Source organism: Pseudarthrobacter sp. NPDC092439 (assembly GCF_044754945.1).
Classification (GTDB): domain Bacteria; phylum Actinomycetota; class Actinomycetes; order Actinomycetales; family Micrococcaceae; genus Arthrobacter.
In genome coordinates, this window is sequence record NZ_JBIVQB010000002.1 from 362,507 (window position 1) to 378,277 (window position 15,771).

12 protein-coding genes are annotated in these 15,771 nt (G+C 67.2%); 5 read left to right on the forward strand and 7 right to left on the reverse strand.

Annotation, left to right across the window (positions count from 1 at the left end; translation table 11 throughout):
* Positions 1–7: 7 nt before the first annotated feature.
* A complete protein-coding gene (locus ACIQCM_RS06550) occupies positions 8–1,219 on the reverse strand; it encodes an acetoin utilization protein AcuC (protein ID WP_400604903.1) in 1,212 nt (403 codons plus the stop codon).
* 100 nt (positions 1,220–1,319) lie between these two features.
* Here ACIQCM_RS06550 and ACIQCM_RS06555 point away from each other — a divergent pair, with 100 nt between their 5' ends.
* Together ACIQCM_RS06555 and ACIQCM_RS06560 are read left to right on the forward strand one after the other, a co-directional pair.
* The gene (locus ACIQCM_RS06555; RefSeq protein ID WP_400604905.1) at positions 1,320–2,753 is read left to right on the forward strand and encodes a TrkH family potassium uptake protein; all 1,434 of its coding nucleotides are present in this window, start codon (positions 1,320–1,322) and stop codon (positions 2,751–2,753) included.
* A gap of 40 nt (positions 2,754–2,793) precedes the next feature.
* Positions 2,794–3,432, forward strand: a complete 639-nt coding sequence (locus ACIQCM_RS06560; RefSeq protein WP_400605449.1) for a potassium channel family protein — start codon at positions 2,794–2,796, stop codon at positions 3,430–3,432.
* A 4-nt stretch (positions 3,433–3,436) separates the two neighbouring features.
* On the opposite strand, the gene proC is transcribed toward ACIQCM_RS06560, so the two are convergent.
* From proC to ACIQCM_RS06585, 5 genes are all read right to left on the reverse strand, one after another.
* Positions 3,437–4,270, reverse strand: a complete 834-nt coding sequence (gene proC, locus ACIQCM_RS06565) for a pyrroline-5-carboxylate reductase (protein WP_400604907.1) — start codon at positions 4,268–4,270, stop codon at positions 3,437–3,439.
* A gap of 261 nt (positions 4,271–4,531) precedes the next feature.
* Entirely contained in the window at positions 4,532–5,503 is a 972-nt protein-coding gene (locus ACIQCM_RS06570) for a Ppx/GppA phosphatase family protein (protein WP_400604909.1), read from the reverse strand.
* Between the two features lie 7 nt (positions 5,504–5,510).
* Positions 5,511–5,930 (reverse strand): SseB family protein, encoded by a 420-nt coding sequence (locus ACIQCM_RS06575; protein WP_400604911.1) that lies wholly within the window; start codon positions 5,928–5,930, stop codon positions 5,511–5,513.
* 39 nt (positions 5,931–5,969) lie between these two features.
* The gene (gene topA / locus ACIQCM_RS06580) at positions 5,970–8,696 is read right to left on the reverse strand and encodes a type I DNA topoisomerase (protein WP_400604913.1); all 2,727 of its coding nucleotides are present in this window, start codon (positions 8,694–8,696) and stop codon (positions 5,970–5,972) included.
* Between the two features lie 123 nt (positions 8,697–8,819).
* A complete protein-coding gene (locus tag ACIQCM_RS06585; protein ID WP_400604915.1) occupies positions 8,820–10,451 on the reverse strand; it encodes a methyltransferase in 1,632 nt (543 codons plus the stop codon).
* Between the two features lie 55 nt (positions 10,452–10,506).
* On the opposite strand from ACIQCM_RS06585, the gene ACIQCM_RS06590 reads away from it, so the two are divergent.
* On the forward strand, positions 10,507–10,944 hold the full coding sequence (locus ACIQCM_RS06590; protein ID WP_400604917.1) for a hypothetical protein: 438 nt from the start codon (positions 10,507–10,509) through the stop codon (positions 10,942–10,944).
* A 655-nt stretch (positions 10,945–11,599) separates the two neighbouring features.
* Here the strand turns inward: ACIQCM_RS06590 and ACIQCM_RS06595 are convergent.
* A complete protein-coding gene (locus tag ACIQCM_RS06595; protein ID WP_400604919.1) occupies positions 11,600–12,493 on the reverse strand; it encodes a rhodanese-related sulfurtransferase in 894 nt (297 codons plus the stop codon).
* Positions 12,494–12,591: 98 nt separating this feature from the next.
* Here ACIQCM_RS06595 and ACIQCM_RS06600 point away from each other — a divergent pair, with 98 nt between their 5' ends.
* Positions 12,592–13,284, forward strand: a complete 693-nt coding sequence (locus tag ACIQCM_RS06600) for a GNAT family N-acetyltransferase (RefSeq protein ID WP_400604920.1) — start codon at positions 12,592–12,594, stop codon at positions 13,282–13,284.
* Positions 13,285–13,380: 96 nt separating this feature from the next.
* The gene (locus tag ACIQCM_RS06605; RefSeq protein ID WP_400604922.1) at positions 13,381–15,771 is read left to right on the forward strand and encodes a DEAD/DEAH box helicase; all 2,391 of its coding nucleotides are present in this window, start codon (positions 13,381–13,383) and stop codon (positions 15,769–15,771) included.

Consider the following 15,771-nt stretch of genomic DNA (forward strand, 5'->3'; position numbering starts at 1 on the left):
GGGCCGATCAGTCGAACCATGGGTCCAGGCCGTGCAGCGGGAAGACGGCCTTCCGGGTGGCCATGATGGTGCGGTCCACGGCGTCGTTCGGGTCGAAGCCCACTTCCCAGGACCGCCACCACAGCTCCACGTCGTCACCCATCAGGCGGGGCGCGGCGGTCCCGAATTTCTCCTCGACGTACCGGCGCCAGTCCTGCGGGACGGGGGTGCGCACGGGCACCGGCCGCGCCGCGGCAATCGCCACCAGGTGGCTCCAGGACCTGGGCACCACGTCCAGCACGCTGTACCCGCCTCCTCCCGTGGCGATCCACCGGCCGCCGCAGTGGCGCTCCGCGAGGTTCCCGACGGCGGTGGCCGCCTCCCGCTGGCCATCCACACTGAGGTTGAGGTGCGTGAGCGGGTCGTCCCGGTGCGAGTCGCAGCCGTGCTGGCTGACGATCGCGTCCGGGTCAAAAGCGGCGATCAGCTGCGGCACGACAGCGTAAAACGCCCGGAGCCAGCCGGCGTCCCCCGTACCCGCGGGAAGGGCGACGTTAACCGCCGTTCCCTCCGCCGGCGCTCCGCCGGTTTCATTGGCGAACCCGGTGCCGGGGAAGAGCGTCAGGCCGCTCTCGTGCAGCGAAATGGTCAGCACGCGGGGGTCGTCCCAGAAGATGCTCTCCGTTCCGTCGCCGTGATGCGCATCGACGTCGATATATGCCACGCGCTGGATACCGCCGTCGAGCAGCCGCTGGATGGCGAGGGCCGCGTCGTTGTAGATGCAGAACCCGCTGGCGCGGCTGCGGGAGGCGTGGTGCATGCCGCCGCCGAAATTGACCGCATGCAGAGCTGAACCGTCCAGGATGCGGGAGGCGGCCAGGAGCGAACCGCCGGCCAGCCGGGCTGCGGCCTCGTGCATGCCGGCGAAGGCGGGGTCGTCCTCGGTACCCAGGCCCCGCTCATGGTCGTGCCTGTCGGGGTGGGCGCTGACGCGGCGGACGGCGGCCACGAACTCCGGGGAGTGGACCGTTTCCAACTCCGGGTCCGAAGCGACGCCGGGCGCCGCGACGTCAACGTGGGCCAGGTCGAAGAGCCCCAGGCTCCGGGCCAGCCGGGCGGTCAGGTCCATCCGTTCCGGTGCCATCGGGTGGCCCGCCCCGAAGTTGTAGGCGGTCATGTCCGGACTCCACACCACCACTGTTGGCGGCGCGGGCAGGGCGAGGCCGGGGAGGTATGTCATCAATCACAGGCTACCCGAGCACAGCCGTCCAACCCCCGGGCCATTACGGGGCATTAGTGGTTTACTACTGAAGGAAACCGTTTCAACCAAGGAAAGCCACATGACGCAGCGCGAGTCGGGGCCCATCGCCCGGGCAGAGTGGCAGCCGGGCTCCGCCGAGCACCAGGGGCTGTGGTTCCTCACACGGCTGCGCGACTTCATTGACACAGTGGCCAATACGTCCCCCGCACGGCTGGCGCTGACAGCCTTCGGCATGGTGGTCCTGCTGTTCACGGGACTGCTGTCACTGCCGGCAGCTGCGGCCAACGGCCAGTCCACCCCGCTGCATGACGCAATGTTCACCGCGGTATCGGCCGTGTGCGTGACCGGACTGACCGTGGTCACCACCGCGACGCACTGGTCCTTCTTCGGGCAGCTTGTCATCCTGGTGGGCATCTTTGTGGGCGGCCTGGGAACCCTGACCCTTGCTTCACTGCTGGCGCTGATGGTCAGCAAACGGCTGGGCGTACGCGGCAAGCTGATCGCCGCGCAGTCCATGAACAACGCCGGCCGCCTGGGCGAGGTGGGTACGCTCCTGCGGATCGTCATCACCACCTCGGTTGTCATCGAAGCCACTCTTGCCGTGATCCTGGTGCCCCGTTTCCTCATGCTCGGCGAAAGCCCGGCGACGGCACTGTGGCATGGGATTTTCTACGCCATCTCCTCGTTCAACAACGCCGGCTTCACGGCCCACGCCGAGGGCATCATCCCGTTCGAGAACGACCTGTGGATCCTGCTCCCCATCATGGCTGGCGTGTTCGTGGGCAGCCTGGGCTTCCCCGTCGTCATGGTCCTGCAGCAGAACGGGCTGAACTGGAAGCGGTGGAACCTGCACACCAAGCTGACCATCCAGGTTTCGCTGATCCTTTTCCTGGCCGGCGCGCTGGCCTGGGCGGTCATGGAGTGGGAGAACGCCGCCACCATCGGCGGCATGGGTACCGGCGACAAAGTCATGCATTCCCTGTTTGCGTCCGTCCAGATGCGGTCGGGCGGCTTCAACCTGGTGGACCAGAACCAGCTGGAGTCCACCACCATGCTGCTGACGGACGCGCTGATGTTCGCCGGCGGCGGCTCGGCGTCCACGGCCGGCGGCATCAAGGTGACCACCATTGCCATCATGTTCCTGGCCATCATGGCCGAGGCCCGCGGAGACACCGATGTGAAGGTGTACGGCCGCACCATCCCGGAAGGCGCCATGCGCGTTGCCATCTCCGTGATCGTGGCCGGCGCGACGCTGGTCTCCCTGGGGGCTTTCCTCCTGCTCCACATCAGCGGGCAGTCGCTGGACCGGGTACTCTTTGAAACGATTTCCGCCTTCGCAACCTGCGGCCTCAGTACCAACCTGAGCGCCGAAGTGGCGCCCGCAGGCAAGTACGTCCTGACGGCCCTGATGTTCGCCGGCCGCGTAGGAACCGTTACACTCGCCGCTGCGCTGGCCCTGCGCCAGCGCAGCCAGCTGTACCACTACCCCGAAGAGAGGCCCATCATTGGCTAGTTCCTCAGACGCCCCCCGGCGCCCCGCCCACAACGCACCGGTGCTGGTCATTGGACTGGGCAGGTTCGGTTCCTCCACTGCGGAGCAGCTGGTCAAGCAGGGCCGCGAGGTCCTCGCCATCGAGCGTGACCGGTCCCTGGTCCAGAAGTGGTCGCCGCTTCTGACGCACGTAGTGGAAGCCGATGCCACCAACATTGACGCTCTCCGCCAGCTCGGGGCGCAGGAGTTCAGCTCCGCCGTCGTGGGCGTTGGAACGTCCATCGAGTCCTCGGTGCTGATCACCGTCAACCTGGTGGACCTGGGCATCGAGCACCTGTGGGTGAAGGCAATTACGCCCTCGCACGGCAAGATCCTCACCCGCATCGGCGCCAATCACGTCATCTACCCGGAGGCGGACGCCGGGGTGCGGGCCGCCCACCTGGTGTCCGGCCGCATGCTGGACTTCATCGAATTCGACGACGACTTCGCGATCGTCAAGATGTACCCGCCGCGTGAGACAGTGGGCTTCACGCTGGACGAATCCAAGGTGCGGTCCAAGTACGGGGTAACGATTGTGGGCGTGAAATCCCCGGGCGAGGACTTCACCTACGCCCGGCCGGAGACCAAGGTGTCCTCACGCGACATGCTGATCGTGTCCGGCCACGTGGACCTGCTGGAGCGTTTCGCCGCCCGGCCGTAGGAGGTCAGCCGAGTTGGCGGGTGATCTCCGCCGCCCGCTCCGCCGCGGCCCGCGCGCCGGCGGCGACGATGGCGGGGATGCCCTGCTCATCGAAGGTGGCGATAGCCCGTTCCGTGGTGCCGTTGGGGCTGGTGACGGCCTTGCGGAGCGCCGCCGGGTCAGCGCCCGGCTCTGCCAGCATGAATCCCGCGCCGGCCACGGTCTCGCGGGCCAGCAGCAGGGACAGTTCCGCGTCCAGCCCCAGTTCGACGCCCGCGGCGGCCATGGCCTCCGCCAGGTAGAACGCGTAGGCCGGTCCTGAGCCGCTGATGGCCGAAAGGGCGTCCACCTGCTCTTCCGGAACCTCCACCACGGTGCCGGCGCCCCGAAGGACCTCCTTGACCGCCTGCAGCTGCCCGGCGCTGCAATTGGTGCCCGGCGAGACCGAAACCACTCCACGTCCCAACTTGGCGGGCGTGTTGGGCATCGAGCGGATCACGGGCTGCCCGGCCGGCAGCGCCGCCTCGAGCTGTGCGATGGACACCGCTGCCGCAACGCTGACCACCACGGTGTCCGGGGAGAGCGAGCCGCTGATCTCCCGGGCCAGGTCCGCGATCCCCACGGGTTTGACGCCAAGGACGACGACGGCGGACCCCTTGGTTGCCTGCCTGTTGTTGTCGGGTTCCTCCTCACCGGCGATCGCGGTGATTCCGTGGTGGCGCTCGGCCAGCTCCGCGGCGCGCTCGGCGCGACGGACGGTTGCCACGATGTCCGCCGGATCCGTGCCCGCCTCGACCAGACCGGCCAGGATGGCCTCGTTCATGGACCCACAGCCAAGGAATGCGATTCGGTTGCTCATGGCTCCATCATTGCAGTTCGGCGTTAATGGTGCAGGTCTCCCATGCTGGGAGGGATTCCCAGCCTGTTCCCATGTTGGACGCAGGCTGCTCACAAGTTGGGGTCCTAGCGTAATAGGTACCTCATTGAGGGTGCGAGTGATGCGGCAGGCATGGGGATGCCTGCCGGGGCACCGGAGGTCCTTGCCGGGTTTTCCCCCATTTTCCCGGCTTCGGACCCCGGTGCTCCCGCATTTAAGCGGGCTTCCGGGGCGTGTCAGCCGCTATACGCGCGCGGCCACGTGCGGCGCCGGCTCCAGCGGTCCGGAAAACACCAGCTGGTCCAGGCGGCGCAGGATCAGGCCCTCCCGCAGTGCCCAGGGGCAGATCCTCAGTTTCTTGAATTCGAACAGTTCCAGTGCAGCTTCCGCCACCAGGGCCCCGGCCAGCAGCTGACGGGCGCGGGCCTCGGACACGCCGGGCAGGTGCAGGCGGTCCTCAGACTTCATGGCGGAAATGCGCTGCGCCCATACTCCCAGATCCGAGGCCTTGAGTTCCCGCTTGACGTACGGCCCGGCCGCGCTGGGCGCGGCCCCGGTAATCCGCGCCAGGGAGCGGAAGGTCTTCGAAGTGCCCGCCACCACGTTCGCCTTGCCCAGCCCGTCAAATTCGCGGACGGCGGGCTTGAGGGTGTCGCGGATGTAGCGCCGCAGGTCCTTCACGCTCTTCGCCGTGGGCGGGTCTTCGGGCAGCCAGTCCCGCGTGAGGCGGCTGGCGCCCAAAGGCACGGACGTGGCCATCTCCGGCAGTTCGTCCTGGCCGAAGGCCATTTCGAAGGACCCGCCCCCGATGTCCAGGTTAAGGATCGGCCCTGCACCCCAGCCGTGCCAGCGCCGGACCGCGAAGAACGTCATGGACGCTTCTTCGCTGCCGGTCAGCTCCTGGAGAGTGACCGTGGTTTCGTGTTTTACGCGGGCCAGGACCTCCGGACCGTTGGTGGCCTCACGAATGGCGGACGTGCAGAACGCCAACAGGTCCTCGGCCTTGTGCCTGGCCGCGAATTCCCAGGCCTCCAGCACGAACTCCGTGAGTTCGTGCTGGCCGGCGTCGCTGATGCTGCCGTCCGGTTCCAGGTACTGGACCAGGGACAGTGGCCGCTTGTGCGAGGCGAACGGAACCGGCCGGGCGCCCGGGTGGGCATCAACAAGCAGGAGATGGACAGTATTTGACCCGATATCAAGGACGCCTAGCCGCATGGTGACATTATTCCTCGTCGGCCCGCTTGAAGTCGCGCTTGATGTTGGCCACGCCCTCGGGGTTGATCTCGAAGCCGTAGGCTGCTCCCGGGTTGATCACCATGCCCAGCTCCTCGCCGATGTTGGCGATGATGGCGGCGCCCTGGGTGCCCAGGACGTTCGGGGCCGCATCGAGGTACCGGGCGTCCACCCGGCTGGGGTGCGAGAACACAGCCAGCACGGGATCACCGTCAGCGTTGGCGAGGACCAGGGGCTCCACCTGGGAGTCCTCGCCCTCGATCCCGTCCGGGCTGACGATGTAGACCTCGTTGTTCAGGAACGAAAGGATCACATCCACGGGGCTTGCGTCGGGCTGTCCGCCCTTGGCGAGCTTCTCCTCGAGGTCGTTCAGCGGAGTGGTGTCGGCAATTCCGGGCTGTTCAGTCATATATCTACCTGATCATGCACCGCCCGACACCGCAAACGCCTACTTCTTCGCGGCTGCCTTCTTCCTGGCCGGCGCCTTACGGGCAGCGGTGCGCTTGACCGGGCCCTTGGCGCGCTTCTCCGCGAGCAGCTCTACAGCCTGTTCGCGGGTCAGTTCCTCCAGGGACGTGGACCGCGGCACGGTGATGTTGGTGATCCCGTCGGTGATGTAGGGACCGAACCGGCCTTCCTTCACCACAATGTTTTTCTCCGACACCGGATCCGGGCCGAACTCGGCCAGCGGCGGCACCGCAGCGCGGGCACCGCGCTGCTTGGGCTGCGAGTAGATCTCCAGCGCCTGTTCCAGCGTGATGGTGAAAATCTCCTCTTCCGACCCGATGGACCGGGAATCCGTGCCCTTCTTCAGGTATGGGCCGAACCGGCCGTTCTGCACGGTGATGAGGTTGCCTTCAGCGTCCTCGCCAAGGGCCCGTGGCAGGCTCATCAGCTGCAGGGCTTCGTCCAGGGTGACCGACTCCACGGTCATGGACTTGAACAGCGAACCGGTGCGCGGTTTGGCCTTGACGGGCTTCTTGGGCGGCTTCGGCTTGCCGTTCTTGTAGTACTCCACGGGCTGCGCCGCGATCTGTTCCTCTGTCATCTCGGGGATGACCTCGGTGACGTAGGCGCCGTAGCGGCCGTTCTTGGCCACGATGGTGTGGCCTGTGTGCGGGTCGGTGCCAAGGACGCGTTCCTCGGGTGCCGCCGTCGTCATCAGCTCAACGGCCTTCTCAGCGGTCAGTTCGTCCGGAGCCAGGTCCTCCGGCACGTTGGCACGGGCGTTTTCCACCACCTCGCCGGTCTTCGCGTCAACGGTGGGCACTGTGCTTTCCAGGTACGGGCCGAACTTGCCCACGCGCAGCGTGATGCCGTCTGTGATGGGCACCGAGTTGATCTCCCGCGCGTCGATCTCGCCGAGGTTGTTCACGATGCTCAGCAGGCCGGGGTCCGAATCTTCACCGTAGTAGAAGTGCTTCAGCCAGGCGGCGCCCGCCTCCTGTCCGTTGGCGATCCTGTCCAGGTCGCCCTCCATGTCCGCCGTGAACTCGTAATCCACGTAGTCGTGGAAGTGCTGTTCCAGCAGCCGGATCACCGAGAACGCGATCCAGCTCGGAACCAGCGCGGAGCCTTGTTTCCGGACGTAGCCGCGGTCCTGGATGGTGGAAATGGTGGACGCGTACGTGGACGGGCGGCCGATGCCCTTCTTTTCCAACTCCGCCGTCAGCGAGGCCTCCGTATACCGCGGCGGCGGGGAGGTCTCGTGGCCCACGGCCACGATGTCGGAGGCAGCGAGGGAGTCACCCTTGGCTACGTTCGGCAGGCGGCGTGCCTCGTCCGGGTCGTCGTCGCCGCGGGTCTCGTCCTTGCCTTCCTCGTAGGCGGCCAGGAAGCCGGGGAAGGTGATCACGGTGCCGGAGGCGGAGAATTCGGCGTCCCGGCCGTCGGCGGCAACGGCACCCAGCCGGATAGTGGCGGTCGAACCCTTGGCATCGGCCATCTGGGAGGCGACGGTGCGCTTCCAGATCAGTTCGTAGAGGCGGAACTCGTCGCCGGACAGCTGCGAAGCCACCTGGGCCGGGGTACGGAAGGAGTCACCGGCGGGACGAATGGCCTCGTGGGCTTCCTGCGCGTTGGCGGCCTTGTTGGAGTAGACCCGCGGCGAGCCGGGAATGTACTCGGAACCGTACAGCTCCGACGCCTGCCGCCGGGCGGCCGTGACGGCCTCGTCGCTCAGCGCCGAGGAGTCCGTACGCATATAGGTGATGTAGCCGTTTTCATACAGCCGCTGGGCGATCTGCATGGTGCTCTTGGAGGAGAACCGCAGTTTGCGTCCGGCCTCCTGCTGCAGCGTGGAGGTGGTGAACGGCGCGGCCGGACGCCGGGTGTAGGGCTTGGTGTCGACGGCGCGGACGCGGAACTCGGCGTTCTGCAGCCCTGCGGCCAAGGACGTTGCCAGTTCCTCGTTGAGGTGCGCCACGTTGCGCGAGGTGAGTTCGCCGTCGTCGTTAAAGTCCCGGCCGCTTGCCACCTTGGCGCCGTCCACGGCGGCGAGCTTCGCCTTAAAGGAGCCGGCGTCGGCGCCGAACTGCCCGGTCAGGTCCCAGTAGGACGCCGCCTTGAACGCCATGCGCTCGCGTTCGCGGTCCACCACCATGCGGGTGACAACGGACTGGACGCGGCCGGCGGAGAGACCGCGGGCTACCTTGCGCCACAGGACCGGGGAAATTTCGTAGCCGTAAAGGCGGTCCAGCACGCGGCGGGTTTCCTGGGCATCCACCAGGGCCGAATCTACGTCGCGCAGGTTGCCCATGGCGCGCTGGATGGCTTCCTTGGTGATTTCGCCGAACGTCATCCGGTACACCGGGACCTTGGGCTTGAGCACTTCCAGCAGGTGCCACGCGATGGCCTCGCCTTCGCGGTCCCCATCGGTTGCGAGGTAGAGTTCGTCGGCGTCTTTGAGCGCCGCCTTGAGTTCGGTGACCTTTTTCTTCTTGTCCGGAGAGACCACGTAGTAAGGCTTGAAGCCGTTTTCGATGTCGACGGCGAACTTGCCCACCGGGGTTTTCTTCAGTTCCGCAGGCAGCTCGGACGGCTGGGGCAGGTCACGGATGTGACCGATGGAGGCCTCCACGATGAAACCCTCGCCGAGGTACTTGGCGATGGTCTTGCTCTTGGCCGGAGACTCCACGATCACGAGTTTCTTGCCGGTTTTGGCCTTGCTTGGCACGGTGCTCCTACAGAAAAGGGTTGCTCGGGCAGATGAGCCCATATTTGCCTAGTTCACCATATTTTGGCCGATTGTGCGCATTCCTGTGGAAAAGCGCGGGGTTGTGGAAAGGCCCTTCGGCGCTCAGGCGGCGGGGATGAGAAACCCGTCACGTACCAGGTTTTCGGCCCCGGTCAGCAGCGCTGTCCGGAACATTGCCGCGTCGAAGTCCTCTCCTCCGCCGAGCAGTGCTTCCAGGGCCCCGGCGATCTGTCCGGCGGTCAGGTCGCCGTCGCACGCGGACACAAAACCGGCCAGCTCCGTACTGAGCACGTTGGTCCGGCGCAGCCCCGCGCCCTGCCGCAGCAGGATCACGCCGGGGTGCTCCGCGCCCGGCCGCTGGTGCCGTTCCTCGGTGACGTCCTCGGCCACGAGCAGGTACGCATCCTCGATGCTGTGCGTGAAGAGCCAGTCGGATCGTTCCACCGCCGCGCCCAGGTGCGGGCCGACGGGCTGTTCGATGGGGTAGGTGATTTCCTCGAAGCGCCGGATGCGTTCCCCGCCCGCTTCCGCGGGCCGACGCAGCCACACCATCCCGAAGCCGACGCCCTCAACGTTGCGCGATGCGAAGTCGGCCAGGTAGGCGGCGTAGGCGTCCCGGTAGTGTTCCCGGTCGCGGCCTTCGGAGGCGTCCCGCAGCCACGTTTCCGCGTATTGCTCCGGGCTGACCTGCTCGCGCTGGATGAACCAGGCGTCAACGTCCGGACCGGCCCACTTTTGCGGCCCTTCCTGCCATTCGGTCCCTGCGGCCACCTCCCAGTTGCCCAATAGCTGGGCTGTTCCGGCCGGCGCCAGCACTGAGGGCAGGCCCTGGATCAGCGAAGACACAATCTGGTCGCCCGGGAGCCCGCCATCGCGGTAGGTGAACTGCCCGGCCGCGTCCTCCCCGGCGGTCCGCGGGGTGATCACGAAGGGCGGGTTGGATACCACCAGCCCAAACTCCTCGCCGGCTACGGGCTCCAGCATGGACCCACACCGGAGGCTCACGCGGTCCGACAGCCGCTCCGGGTCCACGGACAGGGCCTCCGCATTAAGCAGGATGTTGAACCGCGTGAAGGCCAGGGCCCGCTCGGAAATATCCGTGGCCGTGACGTGCTGGCAGTGGTGCAGCAGGTGGAAGGTCTGGATGCCGCAGCCGGCGCCCAGGTCCAGCGCCCGTTCCGTGTGCCGACGGATGGTCGCCTGCACCAGCGTGGTGGACGCCTGGCCGATGCCCAGCACATGATCGTGCCGCAGGACGCCCTCCTGCTGGTGCGCGGCCAGGTCGCTCGCCACCCACAGCTCGGCCCCGCCGCTGCCGTCGTCGTTCTTATCCCAGCCGTAGGGCCGCAGGTCCGCCCGTGCCGTGAACTTCCCGGTGCCGGGCACCGGCTGCAGCAGCCCCAGTTCCACGAGCCCTTCCGCGCGGATGCCCGGGAGGGCGGCGTCGAGCGTTTTGCCTTCCTGCGGTTCCGCCAGCAGCCAGAGCCGTACGACGGCGGCCAGCGCCGCAGCGGCCCCGCCGCCGCGCGCGGCGCTTTCGGTAGCCAGCAGGGCGGGGATGGTCTGGTCGCGGTTCAGCGCGTTGTAGGCGGACTCACCGAGGAGGCCGGCCACGCCGTCCAGCGTGTAGTCCACGGCGCGCAGGTCCGCGGCGAGCGTTGCAAGCTGCTGCGGGAGGTCGCTGCGCGGGGCATCGGGGGTGTTGCCGGCGGTAAATTCGTATGAGGTGGGCACGGCTCAAGTCTAGGGGCGGGCGCGGACGTCCCCGCGGTCCCGGTAAATTGGAGGCATGGCCCTCCCCCTCCCTTCCTTCCCGCGCGCCCTGGCGGCAACTGCCGCAGCCGCCGTCCTCGTGGCGGGCACCGGCTGCGCGCCCCGACTCACCGTGGAAGAGGCTGACGTACCGGCCTGGAAAGCCACCGCGATGCCGTCCGCCGGCGGAATCGTGGCCGAAGGCTCCGGCAAGCTCCTGACCGCCCGGCCGGTCGACCGCACCCAGGAGCTTCCGGCCGGCGCATACACCGTGACGCTTGTTTGCGAAGGCGGCGGCAAGGCGTTCCTGGCCGTCAGCTCAGGCGGGAAGGATGTAGCCGACCTCGGCGCCGCCTGCTACGGCACGCCTGAGCGCGCGAAGGTCACCCTGGCCGCGGACGGGCCCCTGGAGTTCAGCATGTCGAGCGTCGACGCGCCCGTCCTGTATGCCTACCACGTGGTGTCCGCCGAATAACCGCACGTCCGGGTCACCGGCTCTGGCCCCGGCCGGCGCACAGGCCTAAAGTCTGAGTATGGCCGCCTACCCGGGCGCCCCGGACCGCCGCACTCCAGGGCTCCCATCACCCGGGCGACGGTCCCGCAGGGCCGGCCGGGGAACCAGAGCGGGCGCCGTTGCAGTCCTTGGTGCTTTCGTTGCGGCCGCCGCCGTAGCCGGCTGTGAGTATACGTACGACGACGGGCGCGGCTGGAGCAGCGCCGTCGCCACTCCCGCGCCGGGCCCGCAGTTCACGCGGAACCCGCAGCCGGAGCCGGTCCCGGCCGATGAACTGGAGTCCTGGGTAGCGGAGGTCCTGCCGGGGACGGACCCGCCGGCGCTGCACGTCGAGGCGGGGCTGTTGGCGGCCGGGGAGGCTGCCATGGAGACCACACCAGAGTTGTCGCCCGGGTCCTATGTGCTGTCGCTGGCCTGCCGAAGCACGCAAAGGGTGAATTTCGCGGTCCTCAGCGGCAGTGTGGCACTGGTGGACCTGGGCCTGCGGTGCGGGATCACGCGCGAGAACGTCATCTACCTGCCCACAGGCACTGTGCTGGAAGTCCGGGTGGAGGCATCGGCGGAAGCAAACTACGCGTACCGGGTACGTCAGCTCGCAGGCGGGGCACTGGAAAGGTCAGGCAGCGCAGCCATCGGGGCAGCGGAGCGTCTCCGGGCTGGCGGCGCAATCGGCACAGTAAAGGGTGAGGGTCCGGCAGCTGGGGTTGGAGCAGTTCTCGAACTTACTGGTGGGCGCTGAGCAGCGGGTGCACTTGCCGATGGTCTTGGCTTCGTCGCTGAACTCAAGGTGCATGCGCTTGTCGAAGACGTAGAGCGAACCTTCCCAAAGCCCTTGGTCCTTGAACGTTTCGCCGTAACGGACGATGCCGCCGTCCAGCTGGTAGACCTCCTTGAACCCCCGGTTCACCATAAGGCTGGAGAGCACTTCGCAGCGGATACCCCCGGTGCAGTATGTCACCACGGGTTTGTCCTTCAGGTCGTCGTACTTGCCCGATTCCAGTTCCTTGATGAAGTCATGGGTAGTGGCGACGTCCGGGACCACAGCGTCCTTGAACTTGCCGATTTGGGCTTCGAACGCGTTGCGGCCGTCGAAGAACACCACGTCCTCGCCGTCCTTCTTCTTGGCATCGACGAGCCGGTGGAGCTCCTCCGGCTTGAGGTGCGTTCCGCCGCCCACCACGCCGTTGCCGTCCACCTTGAGCTCGCCCGGGGCGCCGAAGGAGACGATCTCATCCCGCACTTTGACGCTGAGCCTCGGGAAGTCCCCGGCGCCGCCGTCGGACCATTTGACGTCGATGCCGTGGAAGCCCTTGTATTCGCGGGTGGTCTTCACGTACTGCTTCACGGCGCCGATTTCCCCGCCTACGGTGGCGTTGATGCCGTCCTTCGAGATCAGGATGCGGCCGGTCAGTCCGAGCTTCTCGCAGAGGGCACGCTGCCAGAGACGGACGGCGTCAGGATCCGGGATGGGGGTAAAGCCGTAAAAGAGCACGATTCGGTTCAAAGCCACGTATTTAAGGGTACCGGTAAGGGTGTGGACTGATCACAATTGCATAAGCACTCTTCACGCCCCTGTTGCTGGTGCCCGCGCTGGAATAGTCTCAATCCATGAGTCCGGAAACCATGGTTGAAGACATCACCGGCCTGCTCGAGGTCTGGGTGGCCGGCTGGGCAGGCTGCCGCGGATACCAGACGGCCAAGGAAGGCCGGTTCCCGTCCGCGCTCCGGTCGGATACGTCCGGCGATTGGGAATACTTCGCCTCGGACCCCACCGACGACGAATTTGCGGCGCTGGCGGCCAAGACCGCGGAGGTGCCCGCCCGCGGCCTCACCATCCTCACCAACGACCCCGCAAAGTATGCGGCCCTCGCCGCCCGCCACGGCCTGAATGTCACCTCGGACACCCAGACCATGATGATCGTGGACATGGAAACACAGGACGCCGAGGACCCCTGGCTTTCGGACGACGATCTTGCACTGACCGCCACCAGCGCAAACGGCGTCCATTTTGCCGAGGTCCGCTCCGGCGAAACCCTTGCCGCGAGCGGGCGGGTGTTCGTGGTGGGCGATACCGCGGTGTTCGACAAGATCATTACAGAGCCTGCCTTCCAGCGCCGCGGCCTGGGCAGCTTCATCATGCGCGCGCTGGCGGCGCAGGCCTTTGAGCACGACGTCCAGAGCGGGCTCCTGCTGGCTTCCGCTGACGGGCAGAAGCTGTACTCCCACCTGGGCTGGAACACCGTCTCGCGGGTGCTGATGCTCTCTTCCTCCCATGACGGCGCCGACCTCTCCCTGAGCTGATCCGGTCCTTCCTCGCGCCGGACTGCCTGGCGGAGGACGGTTATCCCCATGGCGAACCGGGCGTGCTCCGTGCGCGCCGGGTGAAACAATGTTGGGGTGAACCCCCATGACTCCCTGATTCCCTTGCTGGGCCGCGGCCCGGAACCGGAGCAGCTCCGTCATGTCCATACCATCCCTGCGCGCCAGGCGGTCCACGGGCCCTGGCCGGAGTGGGTGCACCCGGACCTGGTGGCCGCGTACGGCTCCCTCGGAATCCGGGAGCCGTTCCGGCACCAGGTTGAAGCCGCGGGCCTCGCCCACCGCGGGGTCCACACCGTGGTGGCCACCGGCACGGCCTCCGGGAAATCGCTCGCGTACCAGTTGCCTGCCCTGGACGCCATCCACCGTTCCGAACTGCGGGTGCTCGCGGAGCCGGGGAAGATCCACGACGACGGCGCGGTAACGCTCTACCTCTCCCCCACAAAAGCGCTGGCTGCTGACCAGCTGAACGCGATCCGCGCGCTGCAGCTCGCCACCGTCCGCGCGGAAACGTACGACGGCGATACCGATCCTGCGGCGCGCCGCTGGATCCGGGACCACGCCAACTTCATTCTTGCCAACCCGGACATGCTTCACTTCGGTATCCTCCCCAACCATGCCTGGTGGGCGTCGTTCTTCCGCAGGCTGCGGTACGTCATCGTCGATGAGGCGCATAGCTACCGGGGCGTGTTTGGGTCCCACGTGGCGAACCTAATGCGCAGACTGCGCCGGGTCTGCGCCTATTACGGGGCCGGGCGGACTTTTCCCGAGCCTGTGTTCATCGCAGCTTCGGCCACGGCGTCCGAGCCGGATGTTTCCTTTTCCCGGCTCATCGGTGCTCCCGTCACCGCGGTTTCGCAGGACTGCTCCCCGCACGGATCCACCACCGTGGCCTTCTGGGAACCGGCCCTGACGGAAGCGCGCGGCGAGAACGGAGCCCCCCAGCGCCGCACGGCAGTGGCGGAAACCGCGGACCTGCTCGCGAACCTGGTTTCCGCACGGGTCCGCACCATCGCGTTCATCAAGTCCCGCCGCGGCGCAGAGACCATCTCCTCCATCACCAAGCGCCTCCTGGACGAGGTGGACCCCAGCCTGCCCCAGCGCGTCGCTGCCTACCGCTCCGGGTACCTCCCGGAGGAACGGCGGGAGGTGGAACGGTCGCTGCGCGCCGGGGAACTGCTGGGCGTGTCCAGCACCTCGGCCCTGGAGCTGGGAATCGACATCTCCGGCTTGGACGCGGTACTGGTCGCGGGCTGGCCTGGCACCAGGGCTTCCTTGTTCCAGCAGATCGGCCGCGCCGGCAGGGCCGGGCAGGACGCCGTGGCCGCCTTCGTGGCCAGCGACGACCCGCTGGACACCTATCTGGTCAACCACCCGGAAGCCATCTTCGACGTCTCGGTGGAAGCCACGGTCTTCGACCCTGCGAACCCCTATGTATTGGGTCCGCACCTGTGCGCGGCTGCGGCGGAACTGCCGCTGGGCCCTGCGGAACTGGACCTGTTCGGTTCCACGGCCGAAAGCCTGCTGGACCGGCTTGTGGGGCAGGGATACCTTCGGCGGCGGCCGGCGGGCTGGTTCTGGACGCATTCCCAAAGCGCGGCGGGCATGGTCAACCTGCGGGCCGACGGCGGCGCGCCGGTGAGCATCGTGGACGCCGAGACCGGCTCGCTGCTGGGCACCATGGATTCGCCGCAGACGCACTATCAGGCGCATACCGGCGCGGTGTATGTCCACCAGGGCGACACGTATGTGGTGGAGGACCTGAACGAGGACGACCACTGCGTGATGGTGCGCCGGGCGAACCCCGACTACTACACGACGGCCCGGGACGTGACCCAGATCGAGGTGCTCGAAACGCAGCGCACCATGCAGTGGGGAGACGTCACCGTGCACTTCGGGGATGTCAGGGTGACCACCCAAGTCGTCTCCTTTCAACGGAAGGCCCTGATCTCCAACGAGGTACTCGGGGAAGAACCGCTGGACCTCGGTGCTCGGGACCTGTTCACCAAGGCCGTGTGGTTCGTGGTGGACAACCGCTCCCTGACGGGAGCCGGCCTCGTCGAAGCCCAGTTCCCCGGGGCCCTGCACGCTGCCGAACATGCCGCCATCGGCCTGCTTCCGCTGGTGGCCTCCAGCGACCGGTGGGACATCGGCGGTGTGTCCACGGCTCTCCATGCGGATACCGGCGTGCCCACGATCTTCGTCTACGACGGGCATCCCGGCGGGGCCGGCTTTGCCGAGCGCGGATTCGATAAGGCAAAGGTCTGGCTCGCGGCCACACGCGACGCCATCAAGGCCTGTGAATGCGATTCAGGCTGCCCGTCCTGCGTGCAGTCGCCGAAATGCGGCAACAAGAACAATCCCCTGGACAAAGCAGCAGCCGTCACGCTCCTCGACGTCCTGCTGCGCGATGCAGGCGACAGTCCCCTGCCGGCCGCGGTGCCGGCACCAAGCCCCGCCGGCCGTTAG

Coding starts and splice junctions, on each gene's coding strand:
- ACIQCM_RS06550 (WP_400604903.1), bottom strand. CDS start 1,219: ATGACATACCTCCCCGGCCTCGCCCTGCCCGCGCCGCCAACAGTGGTG.
- ACIQCM_RS06555 (WP_400604905.1), top strand. CDS start 1,320: ATGACGCAGCGCGAGTCGGGGCCCATCGCCCGGGCAGAGTGGCAGCCG.
- proC (WP_400604907.1), bottom strand. CDS start 4,270: ATGAGCAACCGAATCGCATTCCTTGGCTGTGGGTCCATGAACGAGGCC.
- ACIQCM_RS06570 (WP_400604909.1), bottom strand. CDS start 5,503: ATGCGGCTAGGCGTCCTTGATATCGGGTCAAATACTGTCCATCTCCTG.
- ACIQCM_RS06575 (WP_400604911.1), bottom strand. CDS start 5,930: ATGACTGAACAGCCCGGAATTGCCGACACCACTCCGCTGAACGACCTC.
- ACIQCM_RS06590 (WP_400604917.1), top strand. CDS start 10,507: ATGGCCCTCCCCCTCCCTTCCTTCCCGCGCGCCCTGGCGGCAACTGCC.
- ACIQCM_RS06600 (WP_400604920.1), top strand. CDS start 12,592: ATGAGTCCGGAAACCATGGTTGAAGACATCACCGGCCTGCTCGAGGTC.